The sequence below is a fragment of the Burkholderia sp. NLJ2 genome, from assembly GCF_049487195.1.
GTDB lineage: Bacteria > Pseudomonadota > Gammaproteobacteria > Burkholderiales > Burkholderiaceae > Burkholderia > Burkholderia pyrrocinia.
Map to the genome: position 1 here is coordinate 576478 of NZ_CP137810.1, position 21827 is coordinate 598304.

The 21827-nt window shown below is 67.3% G+C and carries 22 protein-coding genes; 21 read left to right on the forward strand and 1 reads right to left on the reverse strand.

Annotation, left to right across the window (positions count from 1 at the left end):
• The first annotated feature begins 59 nt into the window (after positions 1-59).
• The 9 genes from R9B84_RS25000 (at position 60) to R9B84_RS25040 (ending at position 9026) form a co-directional block, all read left to right on the forward strand.
• Complete coding sequence (locus R9B84_RS25000) at positions 60-1226, forward strand: ABC transporter ATP-binding protein (protein WP_423762712.1); 1167 nt, start codon at positions 60-62, stop codon at positions 1224-1226.
• A 115-nt stretch (positions 1227-1341) separates the two neighbouring features.
• The gene (locus R9B84_RS25005) at positions 1342-2451 is read left to right on the forward strand and encodes an ABC transporter substrate-binding protein (protein WP_423762713.1); all 1110 of its coding nucleotides are present in this window, start codon (positions 1342-1344) and stop codon (positions 2449-2451) included.
• A 25-nt stretch (positions 2452-2476) separates the two neighbouring features.
• On the forward strand, positions 2477-3352 hold the full coding sequence (locus tag R9B84_RS25010) for an ABC transporter permease (protein ID WP_423762714.1): 876 nt from the start codon (positions 2477-2479) through the stop codon (positions 3350-3352).
• A gap of 21 nt (positions 3353-3373) precedes the next feature.
• Positions 3374-4168: an ABC transporter permease gene (locus tag R9B84_RS25015; RefSeq protein ID WP_423762715.1), complete on the forward strand. Its 795-nt coding sequence runs from the start codon at positions 3374-3376 to the stop codon at positions 4166-4168.
• A gap of 42 nt (positions 4169-4210) precedes the next feature.
• Positions 4211-4939: an NAD(P)H-dependent oxidoreductase gene (locus R9B84_RS25020; RefSeq protein WP_262544267.1), complete on the forward strand. Its 729-nt coding sequence runs from the start codon at positions 4211-4213 to the stop codon at positions 4937-4939.
• A gap of 29 nt (positions 4940-4968) precedes the next feature.
• The gene (locus R9B84_RS25025) at positions 4969-5718 is read left to right on the forward strand and encodes an electron transfer flavoprotein subunit beta/FixA family protein (RefSeq protein WP_423763574.1); all 750 of its coding nucleotides are present in this window, start codon (positions 4969-4971) and stop codon (positions 5716-5718) included.
• Between the two features lie 16 nt (positions 5719-5734).
• Positions 5735-6670: an electron transfer flavoprotein subunit alpha/FixB family protein gene (locus R9B84_RS25030; RefSeq protein WP_423762716.1), complete on the forward strand. Its 936-nt coding sequence runs from the start codon at positions 5735-5737 to the stop codon at positions 6668-6670.
• A 63-nt stretch (positions 6671-6733) separates the two neighbouring features.
• Complete coding sequence (locus R9B84_RS25035; RefSeq protein WP_423762717.1) at positions 6734-7372, forward strand: MarC family protein; 639 nt, start codon at positions 6734-6736, stop codon at positions 7370-7372.
• Between the two features lie 52 nt (positions 7373-7424).
• Positions 7425-9026, forward strand: coding sequence for a 5-guanidino-2-oxopentanoate decarboxylase (locus R9B84_RS25040; RefSeq protein ID WP_423762718.1), 1602 nt, complete (start codon positions 7425-7427; stop codon positions 9024-9026).
• A 75-nt stretch (positions 9027-9101) separates the two neighbouring features.
• On the opposite strand, the gene R9B84_RS25045 is transcribed toward R9B84_RS25040, so the two are convergent.
• The gene (locus R9B84_RS25045; protein ID WP_423762719.1) at positions 9102-9758 is read right to left on the reverse strand and encodes a TetR family transcriptional regulator C-terminal domain-containing protein; all 657 of its coding nucleotides are present in this window, start codon (positions 9756-9758) and stop codon (positions 9102-9104) included.
• Between the two features lie 238 nt (positions 9759-9996).
• On the opposite strand from R9B84_RS25045, the gene R9B84_RS25050 reads away from it, so the two are divergent.
• The 12 genes from R9B84_RS25050 (at position 9997) to R9B84_RS25105 (ending at position 21819) form a co-directional block, all read left to right on the forward strand.
• The gene (locus tag R9B84_RS25050; RefSeq protein ID WP_423762720.1) at positions 9997-10803 is read left to right on the forward strand and encodes an ABC transporter ATP-binding protein; all 807 of its coding nucleotides are present in this window, start codon (positions 9997-9999) and stop codon (positions 10801-10803) included.
• Positions 10804-10874: 71 nt separating this feature from the next.
• Positions 10875-11672, forward strand: coding sequence for a transporter substrate-binding domain-containing protein (locus R9B84_RS25055; protein ID WP_423762721.1), 798 nt, complete (start codon positions 10875-10877; stop codon positions 11670-11672).
• Between the two features lie 55 nt (positions 11673-11727).
• Complete coding sequence (locus R9B84_RS25060) at positions 11728-12444, forward strand: ABC transporter permease (RefSeq protein WP_423762722.1); 717 nt, start codon at positions 11728-11730, stop codon at positions 12442-12444.
• A 49-nt stretch (positions 12445-12493) separates the two neighbouring features.
• Positions 12494-13189: an ABC transporter permease gene (locus R9B84_RS25065; protein ID WP_423762723.1), complete on the forward strand. Its 696-nt coding sequence runs from the start codon at positions 12494-12496 to the stop codon at positions 13187-13189.
• A gap of 53 nt (positions 13190-13242) precedes the next feature.
• Positions 13243-14436 carry a pyridoxal phosphate-dependent aminotransferase gene (locus tag R9B84_RS25070; RefSeq protein ID WP_423762724.1) on the forward strand — a complete coding sequence of 398 codons (1194 nt, stop codon included), beginning with the start codon at positions 13243-13245 and terminating at the stop codon, positions 14434-14436.
• 41 nt (positions 14437-14477) lie between these two features.
• The gene (locus R9B84_RS25075) at positions 14478-15488 is read left to right on the forward strand and encodes a succinylglutamate desuccinylase (protein ID WP_423762725.1); all 1011 of its coding nucleotides are present in this window, start codon (positions 14478-14480) and stop codon (positions 15486-15488) included.
• 386 nt (positions 15489-15874) lie between these two features.
• Entirely contained in the window at positions 15875-18259 is a 2385-nt protein-coding gene (locus R9B84_RS25080) for an MCP four helix bundle domain-containing protein (RefSeq protein WP_423762726.1), read from the forward strand.
• A gap of 22 nt (positions 18260-18281) precedes the next feature.
• The gene (locus R9B84_RS25085) at positions 18282-19010 is read left to right on the forward strand and encodes a methyl-accepting chemotaxis protein (RefSeq protein WP_423763575.1); all 729 of its coding nucleotides are present in this window, start codon (positions 18282-18284) and stop codon (positions 19008-19010) included.
• Positions 19007-19579: a hypothetical protein gene (locus tag R9B84_RS25090; protein WP_423762727.1), complete on the forward strand. Its 573-nt coding sequence runs from the start codon at positions 19007-19009 to the stop codon at positions 19577-19579. Before R9B84_RS25085 ends, R9B84_RS25090 begins: the two co-directional genes overlap by 4 nt.
• Positions 19580-19601: 22 nt before the next feature.
• Positions 19602-20561: a chemotaxis protein CheX gene (locus R9B84_RS25095; RefSeq protein ID WP_423762728.1), complete on the forward strand. Its 960-nt coding sequence runs from the start codon at positions 19602-19604 to the stop codon at positions 20559-20561.
• A 36-nt stretch (positions 20562-20597) separates the two neighbouring features.
• Positions 20598-20963 carry a response regulator gene (locus tag R9B84_RS25100; protein ID WP_006486240.1) on the forward strand — a complete coding sequence of 122 codons (366 nt, stop codon included), beginning with the start codon at positions 20598-20600 and terminating at the stop codon, positions 20961-20963.
• 271 nt (positions 20964-21234) lie between these two features.
• Positions 21235-21819 (forward strand): hypothetical protein, encoded by a 585-nt coding sequence (locus tag R9B84_RS25105; RefSeq protein ID WP_423762729.1) that lies wholly within the window; start codon positions 21235-21237, stop codon positions 21817-21819.
• Positions 21820-21827 lie beyond the last annotated feature (8 nt).

The following is a 21827-nucleotide window of genomic DNA, read 5'->3' on the forward strand; positions in this document are numbered from 1 at the left end:
AGTATAAGTTCTGTTAAATGAACGTTCAACCCAAATGTGAGTTGGCCAGGAGACACGCGATGAGCGCGGTGATGGAGACGACGGCAGGTGTGGAGCAGGGTGGGCCCGGTGCGCACGCGGTTCGCGCGGAACCGGCGGGGCGTACGGCGTGCGGCGCGGGTCTGCAGATCGACCGCGTGTCGAAACGCTACGGCAATGTGCATGCGCTGCGGGAAACGACGATCGACATTCCGCGCGGCGAATTCCTGACGATCCTCGGGCCGTCGGGCTCCGGCAAGACGACGTTGCTGACGATCGTCGCGGGTTTCGAGCATCCGACTACCGGCGACCTGCGTGTCGGCGGCCGCAGCATCGTCGCGTTGCCGCCCGAGAAGCGCAACTTCGGGATGGTGTTCCAGGGTTATGCGCTGTTTCCGCACATGACGGTCGAGCAGAACGTCGCGTATCCGCTGATGGTGCGCAAGCAGAAGGGGCCCGACGCGGTGAAGCGCGTGAAGGCCGCACTCGATCTCGTGCGGCTCGGCCATCTCGCGGATCGTTTGCCGCGCCAGTTGTCGGGCGGCCAGCAGCAGCGCGTCGCGATCGCGCGCGCACTGGTGTTCGATCCCGATCTCGTGCTGCTCGACGAGCCGCTCGGCGCGCTCGACCGCAAGCTGCGCGGCGAGGTGCAGGTCGAACTGAAGGCGCTGCACGAACGGCTCGGCGCGACGTTCCTGTTCGTCACGCACGACCAGGAGGAGGCGCTGTCGATGTCGGACCGCATCGCGATCATGCGCGACGGCCGGCTCGAACAGATCGGTACGCCGGACGGGCTGTACGAACAGCCGACCAACCGCTTCGTCGCCGATTTCCTCGGCAAGAGCAACTTCATCGAAGGTGTCGCGCTCGGCGGCGATGCCGCGGCGACGCACTATCGCGTCGGCGATGCGCATTTCGTCGCGCCAGCCTGCGGCGCGCGGCCGGACGACGCGCTGCTGTTCGCGCTGCGGCCGGAGAAGGTCGCCGTCTCGGCGGCATCGTGCGGCGGCGCACACAACGAAGTGGCCGGCCGGATTCGCCACTGGAGCTATTTCGGTTCGTCGTACCGTTTCGAGATCGAGACCGCGGTGCTCGGCTGCGTGACTGCCGATGTGCCCGCATGGCGCGGACTCGCGTCGCCGCGCACCGGCATGGACGTGTTCGTGCAGTGGGAGCGCGACGCCACTTGCCGGATCGCGTCGGACTGACGCGACGAACGATGCATCCCGCGCGACGCGGCGAGCGCCGTCGTCGCCGGCCGATTCAACGGTGCCCGGAAACGACGAGATGCGTGCGGGCGCTGCCCAGCCTGGAGGAGACACCATGACGAACCGCTATCTGCAGGACCTGCTCGACCAAGCACGCGAGCTTCAAACCGCGCCATCGCAGCGCCGCCGCGACTTCCTGCGGTTGTGCGCGGCTGCCGGCCTCGCACCGACGCTGCTGGCGACGGGCGTGAAGGATGCGCTGGCCGCGAACCCGAAGGAAATCGTGCTCAGCGCGTGGGGCGGCGAGGCGCGTTCCGCGTTTCGCTCCGCCTACATGGACCCGTTCACGAAGGCGAGCGGGATCCGGATGGGCTACGACTCGTCGCCGGAGGACGGCAAGATCAAGGCGATGGTCGAGAACCGGAACGTGATCTGGGACGTGATGGATCTCGACGGCTTCGCGGCGATCAAGCTCGGCAAGCAGGGGTTCCTGCGGCCGATCGATTATTCGGTCGTCGGCCGTAACGCGTTGCCGGGGCTCGCATCGGATTTCGGTGTGCCGTCGTACCTGCTGAGCTATGTGCTCGTCTACGACGCGCGCAAGTTCGGCGCGAATCCGCCGAAGAACTGGGCCGATTTCTGGAACGTCGGCAAGTTTCCGGGCAAGCGCGGGTTGTGGAAGTGGATGGGCGGCGCGCTCGAGGCCGCGTTGATGGCCGACGGCGTCGACAAGGACAAGGTCTACCCGATCGACGTGCCGCGCGCGATGAAGAAGCTCAAGGCGCTGCGCTCGAACGTGCTGCTGTGGGATTCCGGCGCGGACAGCCTGCAACTGCTGCGCAACGGCGAAGTCAGCATGGCGTGCATCTGGCATACGCGCGCGAACGTGCTGCAGCGCGAGAGCAGCGGGCGGTTCCGCTATACGTGGGAGCAAGGGCTCGCGTCGTGCGACGTGTGGGGCGTGCCGAAGAACAATCCGTCGGGCGACGCGGTCTGGCAGTTCATCAAGTTCGTGCAGGGCGTCGAGCCGCAGGTGCGCCTGCTGTCGCTGCTCGGCAACGGGCCGGTGACGCCGGCCGCGACGGCCGCCGTACCGCAGGCGCTGCGTGCGGACAATCCCGGCACGCCGGAGAACTGGGCCAAACAGTGCAAGGTGAATCCCGAGTGGTGGGCGCAGCATTACGAAGCGACGCTCGCGCAGTACACCGACCTGATGTCGTCCTGAGCCGCCGCCTCGTGAGCGTGACGCGATGAATACCCTGTCTCCCCCTGTCGCGGGCGCCGCCCCGCTCGGCCGCGCGAAAGCCGACCGCTACTGGCTGCTGGTCGTGCCGCTGCTCGCGGTGCTGATCGTGCTGTACGTGTATCCGCTCGTGCGCGTGCTGTGGCTCGGCTTTGCGGTGCCCGAACCCGGCCTGCACAACTACGCGCGGCTGCTGGACAACCGCGGCGTGCACCGCGTGCTGTGGACGACGCTGCGCGTGTGTGCGGTCACGACCGTGTGCTCCGTCGCGCTCGGCTATGCGATCGCATATGCGATGGCGCACGTCGGGCCGCGCCAGCGGATGGCGCTGATGTTCGGGCTGCTCGTGCCGTTCTGGGCGTCGGTGCTGGTGCGCGCGTTCTCGTGGCTGTTCCTGCTCGGCGAGCAGGGGCTCGTCAACACGCTGCTGATGCGCATCGGGCTGATCGACGCGCCGCTGCCGCTGATGCGCAACGAGATCGGCGTCGTGATCGGGATGATCCACTTCATGATCCCGTACGCGGTGCTGCCGCTGTACGCGAACATGAAGGGCATCGACCCGCAGCTGGTGCGCGCGTCGCAGGGGCTCGGCGCGGGCGCGCTCGTCACGTTCCGCAAGGTGTATTTCCCGCAGACGCGGCCGGGCATCGTCGGCGCGGCGATCCTCGTGTTCATCTTCTCGCTCGGCTTCTACGTGACGCCGGTGATTCTCGGCGGCGGCCGCACGGTGATGATCGCTGAATACATCAGCACGCAGATCCTGCAGCTCGTGAACTGGGGCAGCGGGGCGGCGCTCGCGTCGTTGCTGCTGGCGTCGATCCTGGCGGCGCTCGCGCTGCTCGCGCGTTTCGTCGACCTGCGCGAACTGTTCGGCGCACGCTGAATCCGATCGGAGGAATCGAAGATGAAGACCAGACTGACGGCCGGCCGCGCGCTGGTGATCGGCATCGCATGGGCCGCGATCCTGTTCCTGATGCTGCCGCTGCTCGTGTCGGTACCCGTGTCGCTGACGCCGATCGACTACTTGTCGATGCCGGACGGCGCGCTGTCGCTGCGGCACTACCGCGTGCTGCTCGACGACGACGGCTGGGTATCGAGCTTCCTGCAGAGCGGGCTGATCGCGCTCGTTTCGTCGGCGCTCTCGGTGACGCTCGGCACCTTGTGTGCGATCGGCTTGTGGAAGGTCGCATCGCGGCGCGGCGAGCTCGTGCGCGGCGTGATCCTGTTTCCGCTGATCGTGCCGCCGATCGTGTCGGCGCTCGCGTTCTACCGGCTGTGGGGCGAGCTCGGGATGCTCGACAGCTATCCGGCGGTGATCCTGTCGCATGTCGTGCTGTCGGTGCCTTACGTGGTCGTCGCGGTATCCGCGTCGCTCGCGACGGTCGGCCTGCGGATCGAGCAGGCGTCGCGCAGCCTCGGGGCCAACCTGTCGCAGACGCTGCGCTACGTGATCCTGCCGTCGATCCGGCCCGGCGTGCTGTCGGCGGCCGTGTTCGCGTTCATCCTGTCGTGGGACGAACTGATCGTCACGCTGTTCATTTCGAGCCGGGGCGTCTACACGCTGCCGCGCCGCATGTGGGACGGGATGCGCGAGAACGTCGATCCGGCGATCGCGTCGGTCTCCACGCTGCTGCTGGCGGCTACCTGTGTCGCGATCGGCCTGTCGCTGCTGCGCAAGCGTGCGGCCGGGTCCGTCTGATATCAACCGAATCAACGTTACGTTGCGGAGAAAAACAGCACCATGAAAGTCCTGATCGTTCACGCCCATCCCGAACCGCAGTCGTTCACGACGTCGATGCTGCATCGCGCGGTGAGCACGCTCGAAGCGCAGGGGCATACCGTGACGGTGTCCGACCTGTACGCGATGCAGTGGAACCCGGTCGCGAGCGCGGCCGATTTCGGCGTGCGGAAGAACCCGGACTATCTCGTCTATGCGCTGGAGCAGCGCGAAAACGTCGCCGCGCATGCGATCGCGCCCGACATCGCCGCCGAACTCGACAAACTGGTCGCCTGCGATCTGCTGATCCTGAGCTTCCCGCTGTTCTGGTGCTCGATGCCGGCGATCATGAAGGGCTGGATCGACCGCGTGCTCGTGTCGGGCAAGGTGTACGGCGGCGTGCGTTTCTACGATCGCGGCGGGATGCGCGGCAAGCGTGCGCTGCTCGCCTATACGTGCGGCGGCCGCGACTATATGTTCGGCGCGGACGGCGTGCACGGCGAGATGGACCTGATGCTGCGCCACGTGCTGCGCGGCACGCTCGGTTATGCGGGCTTCGACGTGCTGCCGTCGTTCGTCGGTTATCACGTGCCGTATATCGGCGATGCCGAGCGCGCGGCCGTGCTCGACCGGTACGACGCGTACCTGACGCAGCTCGACGGGCTCGCGCCGATGGCGTTCCCGACGCTCGACGATTTCGATGGCGACATGCGGCCGCGCGAACGCGCGCCGCAGGAAGCCGCACAGGACTGAACGATTCAATGACGGGGGAATGAATGAGCATCAAGGTACTGGTGGCAGTGAAGCGGGTGGTCGATTACAACGTGAAGGTCCGCGTGAAGTCGGACAACACGGGCGTCGACATCGCAAACGTGAAGATGTCGATGAACCCGTTCGACGAAATCGCCGTTGAAGAAGCCGTGCGCCTGAGGGAAGCCGGCGTCGCGACCGAAGTGATTGCGGTGTCGGTAGGCGTCACGCAGGCGCAGGAAACGCTGCGCACGGCGCTGGCGATCGGTGCGGATCGCGCGATCCTCGTCGAGTCGACCGACAGCGTCGAGCCGCTGGCCGTCGCGAAGATCCTGAAGGCGCTGGTCGACAAGGAACAGCCGCAGCTGGTGATCCTCGGCAAGCAGGCGATCGACGACGATTCGAACCAGACGGGCCAGATGCTGGCCGCGCTGGCCGGCCTGCCGCAGGCGACGTTCGCGTCGAAGGTGACGGTCGCCGACGGCAAGGCGACGGTCGCACGTGAAGTCGACGGTGGCGCGGAAACGCTGTCGCTGACGCTGCCGGCGGTGATCACGACCGACCTGCGCCTGAACGAGCCGCGCTACGTGACGCTGCCGAACATCATGAAGGCGAAGAAGAAGCCGCTGGAAACCGTGAAGCCGGAAGACCTGGGCGTGGACGTCGCGCCGCGTCTGAAGACGCTGAAGGTGGTCGAGCCGCCGAAGCGCGCAGCCGGCGTGAAGGTGCCGGACGTGAAGACGCTGGTCGAGAAGCTGAAGACCGAAGCCAAGGTGCTGTAAGAGGGAGCGGAAAGAAATGACGATTCTGGTGATTGCAGAACACGACAACGCGTCGATCAAGGCCGCGACGCTGAACACGGTGGCGGCGGCTGCGAAGATCGGCGGCGACGTTCACGTGCTGGTCGCGGGCCACAACGCGCAAGCGGCTGCAGACGCAGCAGCGAAGATCGCAGGTGTTTCGAAGGTGCTGCTGGCCGACGCGCCGCAGCTCGAAGCGGGCCTCGCGGAAAACGTCGAAGCGACCGCGCTGAACATCGCGAAGGACTACTCGCACATCCTCGCGCCGGCGACGGCCTACGGCAAGAACATCGCGCCGCGCATCGCCGCGAAGCTGGACGTCGCGCAGATCTCGGACATTACGGCGGTCGATTCGGCCGACACGTTCGAGCGCCCGATCTACGCGGGCAACGCGATCGCGACGGTGCAGTCGAGCGACCCGATCAAGGTCATCACGGTGCGTGCGACGGGTTTCGATCCGGTGGCGGCCGTTGGCGGCAGTGCAGCGGTCGAGAAGATCGAAGCGGCAGCCGACGCAGGCAAGTCGCAGTTCGTGAGCCGTGAAGTGACGAAGCTGGACCGTCCGGAACTCACGAGCGCGAGCATCATCGTGTCGGGCGGCCGCGGTCTGGGCAGCGGCGAGAACTACGCGAAGGTGCTGGAGCCGCTGGCCGACAAGCTGTCGGCTGCGCTCGGCGCCTCGCGCGCGGCAGTCGACGCAGGCTACGTGCCGAACGACTATCAGGTCGGCCAGACCGGCAAGATCGTTGCGCCGCAGCTTTACATCGCAGTCGGCATCTCGGGTGCGATCCAGCATCTGGCCGGCATGAAGGATTCGAAGGTGATCGTCGCGATCAACAAGGATCCGGAAGCACCGATCTTCAGCGTGGCCGACTACGGCCTCGTCGGCGACCTGTTTTCGACGGTCCCCGAACTCCGCGCCGAACTCGGCTGACGGCGCCCCCGGCCGCAATGCCATTGCGCTTCTCCTTCACCCGACCGCATCCGAGCGCGAACGATGACCCTGACGTCGAGCGACGTGCTGCTGTTCCTGACGGGCCTGCTGACGCTGTTCTGTCCGCCCGTCGCGATCCCGATGTATGCGGCAGTCACCGGGCATTTCCCGGACGCGGCGCAGCGGCAGATCGCGTTCCGGCTGTTCGCGTGGATCGCGACGTTGATGGTCGGCGCGGTATGGGGCGGGCAGTTCCTGCTGCGCATGCTCGGCCTGACGCTTGGCGCGCTGACGCTGACCGGCGGCCTCGTGCTGTGCCTGTGGTCGATCCCGATGATGCGCGGGACCGCGAACGACGAGCGCAGCGGCAGCGACACGCGGCTCGAGTATGCGCACTGGCGCAACTACATCGCGGTGCCGCTGATCTTTCCGCTGTCGATCGGCAGCGCGGTAATGTCGCTCGTGATCACGACCGCGACGCGCTTTCATGCACCGGCCGATCTGCTCGCATTGAGCGCCGCGTGCGTGCTGCATGCCGGCGTGATCGGGCTCACGTATGCGTGCTCGGCGTCGTGGTGCCGCCGGCTCGGCGAGATCGGCCGGACGCTGGTCGAGCGGCTGTCCGGGATCGTGCTGACCGCGATCGCGTTCCAGATGCTCGCGCAAGGCATCCGCGAACTGCTGCCGGGGCTCGCGCACTGACGGCATCGGCGGACTTACGATCCTGAAACCTGTCCTGAATAACGGAAACCTCATGAAAACAGTAGGCATGTACCTCGTCGACCTGCTCGCTGCGTATGGCGTCGACACGGTGTTTGGCATTCCCGGCGTGCACACGATCGAGCTGTACCGCGGTCTGGCCGGCAGCGCGCTGCGTCACGTGAGCGCGCGCCACGAGCAGGGTCTCGGCTTCATGGCCGACGGTTATGCGCGTGCGACCGGCAAGCCCGGCGTGTGTTTCGTCATCACCGGGCCCGGCATGACGAACATCGCGACGTCGATGGCGCAGGCCTATGCGGATTCGATTCCGATGCTGGTCATTTCGAGCGTCAATGCGTCCGGCGACATCGGCTCGGGCAACGGCCATCTGCACGAATTGCCGGACCAGCATGCGTTGGCCGAGAACGTCGCCGCGTTCAGCTACACGGTGCCGCGCGCCGATGCGCTGCCGCAGGCGATCGCGCGTGCATTCGCGGTGTTTTCGGGCGGCCGCCCGCGCCCCGTGCACATCCAGATTCCGCTCGACGTGCTCGCGGCGCCTGCCGATGCATTGCCGCCCGTGCCGGCCGAGGCGCCGCGCATCGCGCCTGGGCCCGCATCGGCGCGGGGCATCGATGCATTCCGCGCGAAGGCTGCCGCCGCGCGCGCGCCGCTGATCCTCGCGGGCGGCGGCGCGCTCGACGCGGCCGACGACGTACGCTGGCTCGCGGAAACGCTCGACGCACCGGTCGTGATGACGATCAACGGGCGCGGCGTGCTGCCGCCCGCGCATCCGCTCGGCATTGCGTGGTCGGCGTCGAGCGACGCGGTGCGCGCGCTGATGCGCGACAGCGACCTGATCATTGCGCTCGGCACCGAGCTGGGGCCGACCGACTACGATCTGTACGCGACGCGCAGTTTCGCGATGCCCGCGCCGCTCGTGCGGATCGACATCGACCCGCAGCAGCTGTGCCGCAACGCGGTGCCCGCGCTGCCGCTGCTCGGCGACGTCGGCGAAACCGTTCGCGCACTCCGGCGCGGCTGGTCGGCCGATGCGCACGCGCGCGCGGACGGCGACGGAATCGAACGCGCGGCGACGTGCCGCGCGGCCGCGCGGCAGGAACTGAACGACGAGATGCGGCGCGACCTCGCGCTGCTCGACAGCGTGCGCGACGCGTTGCCCGATGCGGCGATCGTCGGCGATTCGACGCGCATCGTCTATGCCGGCAACGTCGGTTTCGCGGCGCCGCGCCCGCGCAGCTGGTTCAACGCATCGGTGGGCTTCGGCTCGCTCGGCTACGGGCTGCCGGCTGCCGTGGGCGCGAGCCTCGGCGACGCGTCGCGGCCGGTCGTCTGCGTGGCCGGCGACGGCGGGCTCCAGTACACGCTCGCGGAGCTCGGCACCGCGGTGCAGCATCGCGCGCGTGTGATCGTCGTGCTGCTGAACAACGGCGGGTACGGGGAGATCAAGCGCGCGATGGTCGACGTCGGCGTCGCGCCGGTCGGCGTGGATCTGCACACGCCGGATTTCGTTGCGATCGCGCGTGCGTACGGATGGGGGGCGCAGCGAGTCGAGGAGGGCACATCGCTGGCCGGTGCGCTGAGCGAAGCGGCCGCGCACGACGCGCCGTACCTGATCGAGATCCGCACGGCCTGAAAGCACAGACGGCCTCGCACAGCGAGGCCGTCGTTTGCGCCGGTTGCCCGAGGCGGCGCGTGCGCGTGTTGCGCGTTACGCCCGCTTGCGGGTTGTCTTCGGCGGCGGGAGGAACGTATCGACGACGCGCAGGCAGCTCGTCAGCGCGTCTTCCGCGGTGAACGACGTCGGGTCGCGCGCCAGCTCCAGCCAGAAGCCGTCGATCACGGCCGTCAGCGTCAGCGCGGCGAGATCGCTGTCGACGGTGCCGCCGCGCACTTCCGCGATCTGGTCGAACAGCTTCTTCAGCGCCTGCCGGTAGCCGCTGTACAGCTCCTTGTGCGCCTTGCGGATCACCGGATCGCTGTGCGCGACGCTCCAGAAGCCGAGCCACACCTTCACGTTCTTCGGTGCGAACACCGGCGCGGCGAAACAGACCTTGATGATCGCATCGAGTTTTTCCTCGGGGCCCGTCGCGTTCGCGGCCGCCGCGCGCGATACGTCGAGCAGGTCGGTCGCGAGCCGCTTGTAGGTTTGCGCCATCAGTTCGTCTTTCGACTGGAAGTGATGGTTGATTAGCCCGCGCGATACCTTCGCTTCCGCGCAGATGCGGTCGATCGTGGTCTCGGAATAGCTGTAGCGCGCAATGCAGCGCATCGTCGCGTCGATGATCGATTGCTGACGCACCGCGGGTGTTTCTCGGATGCCGCGGCTGCGCGTCTGAACCGGTGCCGTGCCAGGAGTCTTTTTCACGTGGTGACCTTACGGATTCGTCATGGCACCGATTATAGGGGAGTGCCGGACGCTTGTTCAATTACGACGCTGAAAGCGACGCGAAACCCGCGAAAACCCTTGCTCCGGATTATTTTAAAACTGTTGAACCACTGTTCAACAGCGCCTATACTCGACTCCGCATGAGGTTGGTCGGCCATTCAACAAGACGCCGCGATCCCGCGCGGGACGGGCGTGAGAATTCGACACAGGAGACAGCATGTTGGCGCGGGTGGAGAGCGTGAAAACGGACGTCGAGGAACGCGTGCAGGTGGAAGATCTGCACAAGCGGTTCGGCGACCTGGAAGTGTTGAAGGGCGTGTCGCTGAGCGCACGCGAAGGCGAGGTGATCTCGCTGATCGGTGCGAGCGGATCGGGCAAGAGCACGCTGCTACGCTGCATCAACCTGCTCGAGACGCCGACCCGGGGGCGCATCGTCGTCGACGGCGAGGAGATCGGGCTGAAAGTCGACCGCAAGGGGCGCACGGTGCCGACCGATGCGCGTCAGGTCGAGCGGATCCGCACGCGGCTCGGCATGGTGTTCCAGAGCTTCAACCTGTGGGCGCACCGCACGGTGCTCGAGAACGTGATCGAGATGCCCGTGCACGTGCTGCGCGAGCCGCGCGCCGAAGCGATCGCGCGCGCCGAGCAGTTGCTGGAACGCGTCGGCCTGGCCGACAAGCGCAACGTCTATCCGGCCTTCCTGTCGGGCGGCCAGCAGCAGCGCGTCGCGATCGCGCGCGCGCTGGCGATGCGGCCGAAAGTCATGCTGTTCGACGAGCCGACCTCCGCGCTCGACCCCGAGCGCGTCGGCGAAGTGCTGAAGGTGATCCGCGATCTCGCGTGCGAAGGCCGCACGATGATTCTCGTCACGCACGAGATGGCGTTCGCACGCGACGTGTCGAGCAAGGTGCTGTTCCTGCACCAGGGGCGCGTCGAGGAGAGCGGCACGCCGGCGGAAATCTTCGACGCGCCGCAGAGCGAACGCTGCCGCCAGTTCGTCAACGCGCACCGGCAGCACCACTGAATCACGGGAGCCGCCCGCGAGCATGCGGGCCGGCCCGCCCGATCCGTATCTTTCCTGCAAGGAGTCCGACCATGAAACGTGTCGTCCGCAGTCTGCTGTGCCTGTTCAGTGTCGTCGTCGCGGCGCTCGCGCCGCTCGGTTCCGCGCATGCGTCGTCAGGCGTGCTGCGCTTCGGTGTCGCCGCCGAACCGTATCCGCCGTTCCTGATGAAGAGTCCGACCGGGCAGTGGAGCGGCTTCGAGGCCGACCTGATCCGTGCGTTGTGCGACCAGATGAAGGCGAAATGCGAGATCAAGGAAGTCGCGTGGGACGGCATCATCCCGGCGCTGCTCAGCGACAAGATCGACGTGATCTTCAACTCGATGTCGATCACGCCGGACCGCCAGAAGGTGATCGCGTTCTCGCGGCCGTACTACGAGACGCCGGGCACCTTTGTCGGCGCGAAGAACGCGAAGCTCACGCTGACGCCCGACGGGCTGAAGGGCAAGGTGATCGGCGTGCAGGGTTCGACTGCGAATGCCGAGTTCATCAAGACGGCGTACGGCAAGAGCGCGACGGTGCGCCTGTACAACACGCAGGACGACTGCAACGCGGATCTCGTCGCGGGCCGGATCGACACGATGTATCTCGACCAGCTCGGCATCCTCGATTTTCTGAAGTCGAAGGACGGTTCGACGTTCGAGCTGAAGGGCCCCGGCAGCGTGAAGATGGATCCGGCGATCTTCGGCTACGGCGTCGGCGCGGGGATGCGCAAGGCCGATGCGCCGCTGAAGCAGCAGATGGACCAGGCGCTCGAACAGCTGCATGCGTCGGGCAAGTACGCGCAGATCGCGAAGAAGTATTTCCCGATCGACCTCTGGCCGCACTGATCGCGCCGCTACCGGCATACGGACACACCGGCGCACGCACGGACGAGGAGGCGGCATGGACGGTTGGGGATGGGTGAGCTACCTGGGCATGGACCCGGACGGCTGGGGCGTCGCGCTGCTGCAGGGTGCGGGCGTGACGCTCGAGATTTCTCTCGGCGCGTTCGTCGTCGGCATCGTGCTCGGCTTGCTGGGAGCGGCCGCGAAGCTGTCCGGCGTGCGCACGCTCGAACGGATCGCACAGGGCTACACGACGCTGTGCCGCGCGGTGCCCGAACTGCTGCTGATCCTGCTGCTCTATTACGCGGGCACCGACGCGATCAACCTGCTGATGACGGCGATCGGTGTCGGGCCGGTCGCGGTCAACGGTTTCGCGGCGGCGGTGATCGTGCTCGGCATCGTGCAGGGCGCGTACGCGGCGGAGATCATCCGCGGCGCGATCCTCGCGATCCCTTACGGGCAGATAGAGGCCGGCCGTGCGTTCGGTGCGCCGCCGACGCTCGTGTTCCGGCGCGTGACGCTGCCGGCGATGGCGCCGTACGCGCTGGCAGGCTTCGCGAACCTGTGGCTGATCCTCGTGAAGGACAGCGCGCTGATCAGCGTGGTCGGCTACAGCGAGCTGCTCTACACCGCGAAGCAGGCGGCCGGCTCGACCCGCGAATACATGCACTACTACCTGATGGTGGCGGCCGTGTATTTCGCGATCACGTCGCTGTCGGGTGTGCTGTTCCGCGAAATCGAGCGCCGCTTCGGCCGCTGGATGCCGGCATCGTAAACCACGCCGCGCTTTCCCGCATGCTTTCCCATCGAACCGGATCAACGTCATGGATCTGAGCGTACTGTCTTCCTACGGATCGCTGCTGCTGCTCGGCGTGCTGACCACCGTCAAGCTGCTCGTCATCTCGGCCGTGTTCGGCTTCGGGCTCGCGATCGCCGTCGCATTCGCGCGCCTGTCGCCGAACCCGCTCGTCGCGCGTGTCAGCAAGGGTTTCACCGAGGTGATACGCGGCACGCCGCTGCTCGTGCAGATCTACCTGATCTACTATGGCGTCGGCTCGCTGTTCGCGGGCTGGCCCGCGCTGCGCGACAGCGTGCTGTGGCCGTTCTTGCGCGACGGCTTCTGGTATGTCGCGTTCGCGCTCGTGATCAGCGTCGGCGCGTATGTCGGCGAGGTACTGCGCGCGGGCCTGCGCGGCGTGCCGAAGGGCGAGATCGAGGCCGCGCGTGCGATGGGGATGCGCCCGTCGATGATCGCGCGCCGAGTATGGCTGCCGCGCGCGATCCAGATCCTGCTGCCGACGCTGGCCGGCGAGACCGTGATGCTGCTGAAATCGACCGCGCTCGCATCGACGGTCGCGGTGATGGACGTGCTCGGCGCCGCGAACTACATCCGCGCGCAGACGCTGCGGACTTACGAGCCGCTGCTGGCGATCGCGGTAATTTATGTCGCGCTCGCGTTCGTGATCGAGCGCGCGTTCGGCCGGCTCGAGCGGCGTGTGCCGGTGCGCATGCCGCGCTGAATGACACTACTGACGGCGCGGCAGCCGGGCGGGCGCCGCGCGCTGGAGGACGCATGAACTATTCGAAGCTGGTCGATCGCCTGCAAGGCAAGCGCACGAGCGCATGGGACATTCACTACGCGGCGCAGCAGGCGGTCGCGGCCGGCGAGCCGGCGATCATCCTGAGCGTCGGCGATCCCGATTTCGCGACGCCCGACGTGATCGTCGAGCGCGCGGTCGCCGCGCTGCGCGGCGGCGACACGCACTACAGCGAAGTGCGCGGCCGTGCCGAACTGCGCGCGGCGATCGCGCGCGAGCACGCGAAAGCATCGGGGCAGGCGGTCGGCCCGGAGCACGTGATCGTGACGGCCGGTGCGCAGAATGCGCTGTTCGCGATGGCGATGTGCCTGTGCGAGGCGGGCGACGAGGTGCTCGTGCCGGAGCCGATGTACCTCACCTACGAGGCGAGCGTGCGCGCGTCGGGTGCGACGCTCGTGCCGGTGCCGGTCGATGCATCGCGCGGTTTCCATCTCGACTTCGACGCGCTCGAAGCGGCGGTGACGCCGCGCACGAAAGCGATCTTCTTTGCCACGCCATGCAACCCGACCGGCGTCGTGATGCCGCGCGCGGATCTCGAACGGATCGCACGGCTCGCATGCGAGCGCGATCTGTGGGTCGTGTCCGACGAGGTGTATGCGGCGCTGACGTTCGAGCGCGACATGGTCAGCATCGCGTCGCTGCCGGGGATGGCCGAGCGCACGGTGACGCTCGGCAGCCTGTCGAAATCGCATGCGATGCCGGGCTGGCGGGTCGGCTGGGCGATCGGTCCGACCGAGCTGATCGAGCATGCGGAGCGGCTCGCGCTGTGCATGCTGTACGGGCTGCCGGGCTTCATCCAGCAGGCGGCCGTCACCGCGCTCGACAACCGGGCCGCGATCGTCGCGGACATGCGCGAACTCTACCGGCGCCGCCGCGATCTCGCGTACGCGCGCCTGCGCGACGTGCCGGGGCTGCGCTGCCTGCTGCCGGAGGCCGGCATGTTCATGATGGTCGACGTGCGCGGCACCGGGCTGGACGCGCATGCGTTCACGTGGGGGCTGTTCCGCGCGGAGCAGGTCGCGCTGCTCGACGCAAGCGCGTTCGGCGACACCGCGTCGGGCTTCGTGCGCTTCGGCTTCGTCGTCGACGATGCGCGGCTGACCGACGCGTGCGAGCGCATTGCCGCGTTCGTCGCAAGCCTCGGCGCCGGTTCGCGTTCGTCGTCGTGAATCGTCGTGAATGACGCACCGGTCCTGAAGGAGAGCAGACGATGATCGAAACGCTGACCTGGCAGGTGCCGGGCGACCATGGGCAGCCGCTCGCGATCCGCGCGTGGCGGCTGTCGGCCGGCGACGGGCCGCGTGTGCACGTGCAGGCTGGCGTGCATGCGGACGAGATCGCGGGCATGCTCGTGCTGCACCGGCTGCTGCCGCAACTTTGCGCGGCGCACGATCGCGGCGTGCTGCGCGGCACGGTGACGGTCGTGCCGCAGGCCAACCCGCTCGGGCTCGCGCAGTTCCGGCAGGGGCGGCTGCTGGGTCGTTTCCACGAAGCGACGCACCGCAATTTCAATCGGCATTTCCACGAGTCCGCGGCGACGCGCCGGCCTGCGACGACGTTCGCCGCGTGGCAGCGCACGCTGCTTGCCGCCGCGTGCGACGCCGATATCGTGCTCGACCTCCATACCGATTCCGAGGCGCTGCCGTACATATACCTGCATCGCAACCTGTGGCCGGCCGGACGCGACCTCGCCGCAGCGCTCGGCGCCGATATCGCGATCCTGTGGGACGAGGACGACGACGGCGCGTTCGAAGGTGCCGTCGCCGCGCACTGGACGCGCGACGGCGGACTGCGCGACCGGCTCGTCGCGACCGTCGAGCTGCGCGGGCAGTCCGACGTGTCGGACGCGTTCGCCGAGCGCGACGCCGACGGCGTACTCACGTTCCTGCGCGGCCGCGGCGTCATCGCGGAATCACCCGGCTTGCCGGACTGGCACGGCGAAGCCGTACCGATCGCACACATGGAGACGGTGATCGCGCCCGTGTCGGGCGTGCTCGTCTACGAACGCGAACTCGGTGCGACGGTCGAGGCCGGCGAGCGCGTTGCGCGGATCGTCGCGCACCCGGGCGTGCCCGGCAGCGAGCATGTGCTGGTTGCGCCGCAGGCCGGGCGCATCGTCACGCGCAACCGCGAGCGGCTGGTCGCGCAGGGCGATGTCGCATTGAAGCTGACGGGTTCGCGGCCGTCGGCCGGCTGGTCGGGCGGTGCGCTCGATCCGTGAACGACGACGCGGGCCCGTGCATTGCATCCGGTATTTTTTCAGTATTAAAAGGCGGAAACGAAGCGACTCGCGCGATAGTGCGCAAACGTTTTACCGATAATCGATATTATCGAGCCGGCGGAGCATGAATAAAACAATGAATATCCACCATTCCGCCGATTCGACAAATCCTGCAGCCACACGGGCACGCGGGTGCCAGAGGTTAACGGCAAATCCGCGCAAAACTTTAGCCTTTTCCCGCTGCAATTAATCATTCCGATTTCCTCAATGATCGATTGATTAACGGTCATCGGACAGTCATGCACCATCCCCGATAATTTGCCGCTCATATTCTTTCAATAGACCAATGGGCGATCGAATCCGGATCGCTGCGGGGAGCTGGACTCATGACCATCCGTCATCGCATTACGCTGCTAGTCGTCCTGACGTTCTTCGCGCTGTCCGCGATCGGCATCTATGCCGTGTACCAGACGCGCAAGAGTGCGTCCGAGGTGCGCCAGGTCACCCAGGGAATCGTGCCGAGCGCACTCGCGTCGGCGGATCTCGTCGCCGATGTGAAGAACATCCAGATCGCGACGATGACGCTCGTCTACGCGCCGGACGCGAATACCGCCGCGCAGGCGCGCGACGAGCTGAAGGCGAAGCAGGCCGCGCTGCGCGCCGCACTCGACGGGCAGGCGCAATCGGCGGTCGGCCGCGCGCAGGAGGGCCTCGTCACGCAGGCGAAGGACAGCGCAGCGAACTATTTCGCGGCGATCGACGACACCGTGAAGATGAAGGCCGAAGGCAAGCCCGAGATGGCACAGGCCTACCTGTTCGCGAACGTCGCGCAGTATCGCGACGAGCTCGAAAGCATCGTCGACACGCTGCGCGTCGAGAAAAACCGCCAGAAGGACGACGCGATCAGCGCACTGAACGGGATGCTCGCGACGACGGCAACCGCGATCGCGGGCGTTGCCGGCACGGTGATCGTGCTGCTGACCGCGCTCGGCTTCGTGCTGTATCGCCAGATCACGCGTCCGCTGATCGGGATGCAGACGATGATGAGCGAGATCGCGACGAGCCAGGATTTCACGCGCCGCGTGCCGGTGGGCCGGATGGACGAGATCGGTCATTCGATCGTCGCGTTCAACGGGATGATCGAGAAGATCCAGGAGAACGCCGCGCAGCTCAAGCAGAAGACGGCCGACATCCAGGCGATGCTGCAGAACATGCAGCAGGGGATCCTGACCGTCGTCGAAGGCGGCGTCGTGCATGCGGAGTATTCGGCGTACCTCGAAACCATCTTCGAGACGAACGACATCGCCGGCCGCGACCTGATGGCGCTCGTGTTCGACGATTCGGCGATCGGCGCCGACGCGCGTTCGCAGGTCGATGCGGCCGTGCACGCGTGCCTCGGCGAAGACAGCATGAACTTCGAATTCAACGCGCACCTGCTCGTCAACGAAGTCGCGAAGCGGATGCCGGACGGCCGCGAGAAATGGCTCGACCTGAGCTGGTCGGCGATTACCGACGAGACCGATACGGTCGTGCGCCTGATGCTGTGCGTGCGCGACGTGACGGAGATTCGCGAGCTGACCGCGCAGGCCGGCGAGCAGCAGCGCCGCCTCGAAATGATCGGCGAGATCCTGTCGATCAGCCAGGACAAGTTCCACGACTTCGTGCACAGCGCGAAGGGCTTCCTCAGCGAGAACGAGCGGATGATCCGCCAGCACGAGCGCGTCGATCACTCGATCGTCGCGGCGCTGTTCCGCAACATGCACACGATCAAGGGCAATGCGCGCACGTACAGCCTGCAGCACCTGACGAACATCGTCCACGAAGCGGAACAGGCGTACGAATCGCTGCGCCGCGCGGACGGCGGCCCCGAGTGGAACCGCGATGCGCTGATGGACGACCTGGCGCGCGTGCGCGAGGCCGTCGACCGCTACGCGACGATCAACGCGGTCACGCTCGGCCGCAGCGGCGAACCGGCGCAGGGTGGCGCGGACTACCTGATGGTCGAGCGCGCGCACATCAGCGAGAGCCTGCGCGTGCTCGACGGCGCCGATCCGGCGAACGCGTCCGACTGGCACGCGGCACGCGATGCCGTGCGCCGCATGCTGAGCCAGCTCGGCACGCAGGGCATCGGCGATGCGCTCGGCGGCGTGATCGAGTCGCTGCCGTCGCTCGCGGCCGAACTCGGCAAGCCGGCGCCCGTCGTGCATATCGACAGCCACGGCCATCGCGTGCGCAGCGAGATCGGCGCGACGCTGAAGAACGTGTTCATGCACCTTCTGCGCAATTCGATCGACCACGGGATCGAGTCGTCCGAAGAGCGGCGCGCGGCCGGCAAGGCGGCGTCCGGCACGATCGACATCGCGGTCGGCGTGGGCGGCGGCGAGCTGTGGTTCGTGCTGAGCGACGACGGCCGCGGCCTCGCGCTCGACCGGATTCGCGGCATCGCGCGCGAGCGCGGCTGGATCGATGCCGACAACGCAGCGGCGCTGACCGACGAAGATGTGGCCGAGCTGATCTTCCGGCCGGGTTTCTCGACCGCGCATGCGGTAACCGAAGTGTCGGGGCGCGGCGTCGGCATGGACGCAGTGCGCAACTTCCTGAAGCGCGACGGCGGCGACATCGCGCTGCGCTTCACCGACGATCGCGTCGGTGCGCCGTATCGTGCGTTCGAGACGATCGTGTCGCTGCCGGCGCGTTTCGCTGCGGACGGTGCCGGTCACGGTGCCGCGCACGAGCGCGCGCGCATCGCGGACGTCGGCGCAGCGGAGTGATGGCGTGATCGTGCACGCATGGATGATCCAGATTGCCGCCGCGCTGGCGGGCGGCTTCGGCGTCGCGGTGGCGGCGGCGGTCGTGTTTCGCGTGACGCGCAAGCGGCTCGTCGCGGCGATGGAACGCGACGCGCATGCGTTGCGCAGCGCGCTCGACGCGGCCGACGCGAGGGCGACAGAAGCGGCGTCGGCACATGCCGAAGCCGCCGACGCATGGGCGCAACGCGACGCGCAGCTCGGGGAAGCGCTGGCGCGCGAGGCGTCCGCGGCCGGCACGCAGCGCGACGCGCTGCAAGCGCTGTCGGCCGACCGCGCCGCACTCGCGCAGCATGCGATGAAGATCGCCGACGAAGCCGCGCGCCTGCGCGGGCTCGCCGGCACGTTCGAGCGCTGGCACGAGCAGATGATCTCGCTGACCACGCAGAACCAGGACATGCGCTCGAAGAACCAGGAACTGTCGGCGATCGTCGCGCATGTGTCGATCGTGTCGCTGAACGCGTCGATCGAGGCGGCACGTGCGGGCACGGCCGGGCGCGGCTTCTCGATCGTCGCGAGCGAGGTGCGCGGGCTGGCCGCGCGCTCGCAGCAACTGTCGAACAGTTATCGCGACAGCCTGAACCGCAACGATCTCGTGACGGCCGCGACGTTCCAGGACATCCAGGCCGGCGGCAAGATGATCACGGCCGCGCTCGCGACCGTCGAGACGCTCGCCGGGCAACTGCACGCGCGGATCGAAGGAGAGGCGGCGTGATCAGCGCGCAGGCGAAAGCCGGCTTCGAGCGGATTTTTTTCGATGCGGCGCGCACGCGGCTCGCGTCCGGCGGCGCGTGCGACATCCGGCCGTCGGCCGGCGATGCGCTCGATCCTGCTCGTGCGACCTCGCGATCGAAACCGAAGGTGCTCGAGCATGTCGCGGTGCTGACGATCTCGGCGCTGCATTTCCGCCTGCTGCTCGCGCTGCGCTTCAGCGACGACGATGCGACGCGCCGCCATTTCGCCGGTGCGACGACGGGCGCGAGCGGCCAGCGGCCGCTGCCCGAAGCGTTCATGGAAGTCGCGAACCTGTGCTGCGGCGCGATCAACCAGGCGCTGACCGCGCCGTTTCCGGATCTCGGGATGTCGACGCCTAGCCTGCTGAGCGGCGCGAGCATCGACTGGCTGCCCGCGCTCGCACCCGATCACGTGGCCGCCTACGACCTGACGCTCGACGGCGACGTGCGGGTCGGCGCGACGCTGTGCGTGTGCGCGAATGCGCCGGTCGATTTCCATGTGCCGGAAACGGCCATGGTGGACACCGGCGGCGAACTCGAACTGTTTTGACCGACCATCAGGAACCCTTGAGATGACCGAAGACCAACCCGTCAGCAAGGTGCTCGTGCTCGACGACAGCCGCGCGCACGCGGATGCGATCAAGCGTTTCTGCGACGAGCACAACCTGGTCGGCCTGACCGTGCGGCGCAGCCGGCTGCTGAAGGTGCTGCGCTCGAACATCGATCTCGGCGCGATCCTGCTCGCCGAGGATTACGGCGGCTCGCCGGTCGAGAGCGCGATCATCGCGACGCAGATCGATGCGCTGCGGCCCGAGCTGCCGATCATCCTGCGCCGCGAATCGCTGGCGTCGCGCGACGGGCTGCCCGACGCGCTTGCGCGGGTGGCATGCGCGGCCTACGTCGCGGACGACATGACGCCGCTCAAGCGCGCGATCGACGAATACCTGTTCGGCCGCGACTACCCGAACGCGCTCGTGCGCGGCATCTCGGAGATTACCGAGGCGCGGATCGACAGCCTGTTTCCGGGCATGACGATCGAGCACGACACGCCGTGCATCGTTCGCGACCAGATCATCTTCGGCGAAGTGTTCAGCCTGATTGCGCTCGAAAGCGCGTGGTGCCGCGGCTACATGCTGCTGCAGACGAGCGAGCAGCCGCTGCTCGACATGCTCGGCGGCACGCGCGACGACGGCCGCGCGCCGGATTTCCGCGACGTGAACAGCGTGCTCGGCGAGCTGACCAACCTCGTATGGGGTGCGTTCAAGAACCGCTATCTCGGCGACGCCGAAGCGCTGGCGCGCCATCCGGTGCAGGTGCCGCTCGTCGTCAATCACAAGCAGAAATTCATCTCGTTCGGCGGCGACTGTCCGCAGCTCTGTTTCAAGTACCGGATGACCGACCCCGAATCGGGGCGCTCCGTCCGTCTCGATCAGCGTTTCGTGTTCAGCCTGAGCTGGTCGCCGGAGGATTTCCGCGAATCGGTGCAGGACGTGGGGCCGATGGTCGAATCGGGTGAACTCGAACTGTTTTGAAATTTGAAGTCCGAAATAAAGGAAGGGGAATACGACATGGCAAAGATTCTGGTGGTCGACGATTCGGGTACGGTGCGCGACGAGGTCGCGGGCTTCCTGCGCAATCACGGGCTCGACGTCGCGACGGCCGTCGACGGCAAGGACGGGCTCGCGAAGCTCAAGGCGACGCCCGGCGTGCGCCTCGTGATCAGCGACGTGAACATGCCGAACATGGACGGCCTGACGATGGTCGAGAAGATCCGCGGCGAACTGGCGAACACGGCGGTCAACGTCGTGATGCTGACGACCGAAAGCAGCCCGGCGATGAAGGAGCGCGGCAAGGCGGCCGGCGTGAAGGGCTGGATCGTGAAGCCGTTCAAGGGCGACGCGGTGCTCGATGCGCTGAAGAAGCTCGCGGGCTGACGCGCTTCGAGCTGGCGAGGGCCCGATTCCGGTTCCGCGTTCGACGCTGCGCCTCGGGTTGTGCGGCCGCCACGGCACGACGCCGCGGACATCCGGCTGCGGAGACGGTCGCGCGTGTCGCGAGCGGCGGGTAGTGCCTGATAGCGGCAAATGGCGTGCGCAATTTACAGCGCACCGCGATGTCCGTATCCTGCCGGATGCCGAGGGCGGCGTGCCTGCGCGTCATGCGCATCACGCCCGGCATCCATAACAATCAGGAACGGAAAATCCAATGAAAATCAGAATCGATCGGGCAGCGCTTGCGCGCGGCGCGTGCGTGGCGCTGGTGGCCGCGCTGACGGGCGGATGCGCAAGCACCGGGCCGCAGGCTGCGCAGCAGGCCGCCGCCGACAGCGGTTCGTCATACACGTGCAATCGCACGCAAGCCGACGGGCAGGTCTCGGCCGGGAAAGGGGCCAACGGTTGCTATTTCGTACTCCACGATCCCGCGACGAAACAGCCGCTGCCGAATACGCGCTATGCATTTGCGCTTTACACGAGCGCGGCCCAGAACAGTAAGGAACTCGAAGTCGAAGGCACGACCGACGAGAAGGGGCGCACCGCGTATGTGCGCTCCGCCGCACCGATCGACGCGGCGCGCATGGTGCTCGTCCGCATGATCGGCGCCGGCCCGACCGGGCGTATTCCGGTGCTGGTACGGCCGACGGACGGCCAGCGCATCCCGTTCGCGGCTTACAAGGTCACGGGCTGCAACGGCCCGTACGAAGGTGTGACCGACGAAACGGGGCGCGGCGTGATGTACCGCTGCAAGACGCCGTCGAAGATCGACGTGTCGTTCTATCAGTCACGCCCGTAGGGCTGGCG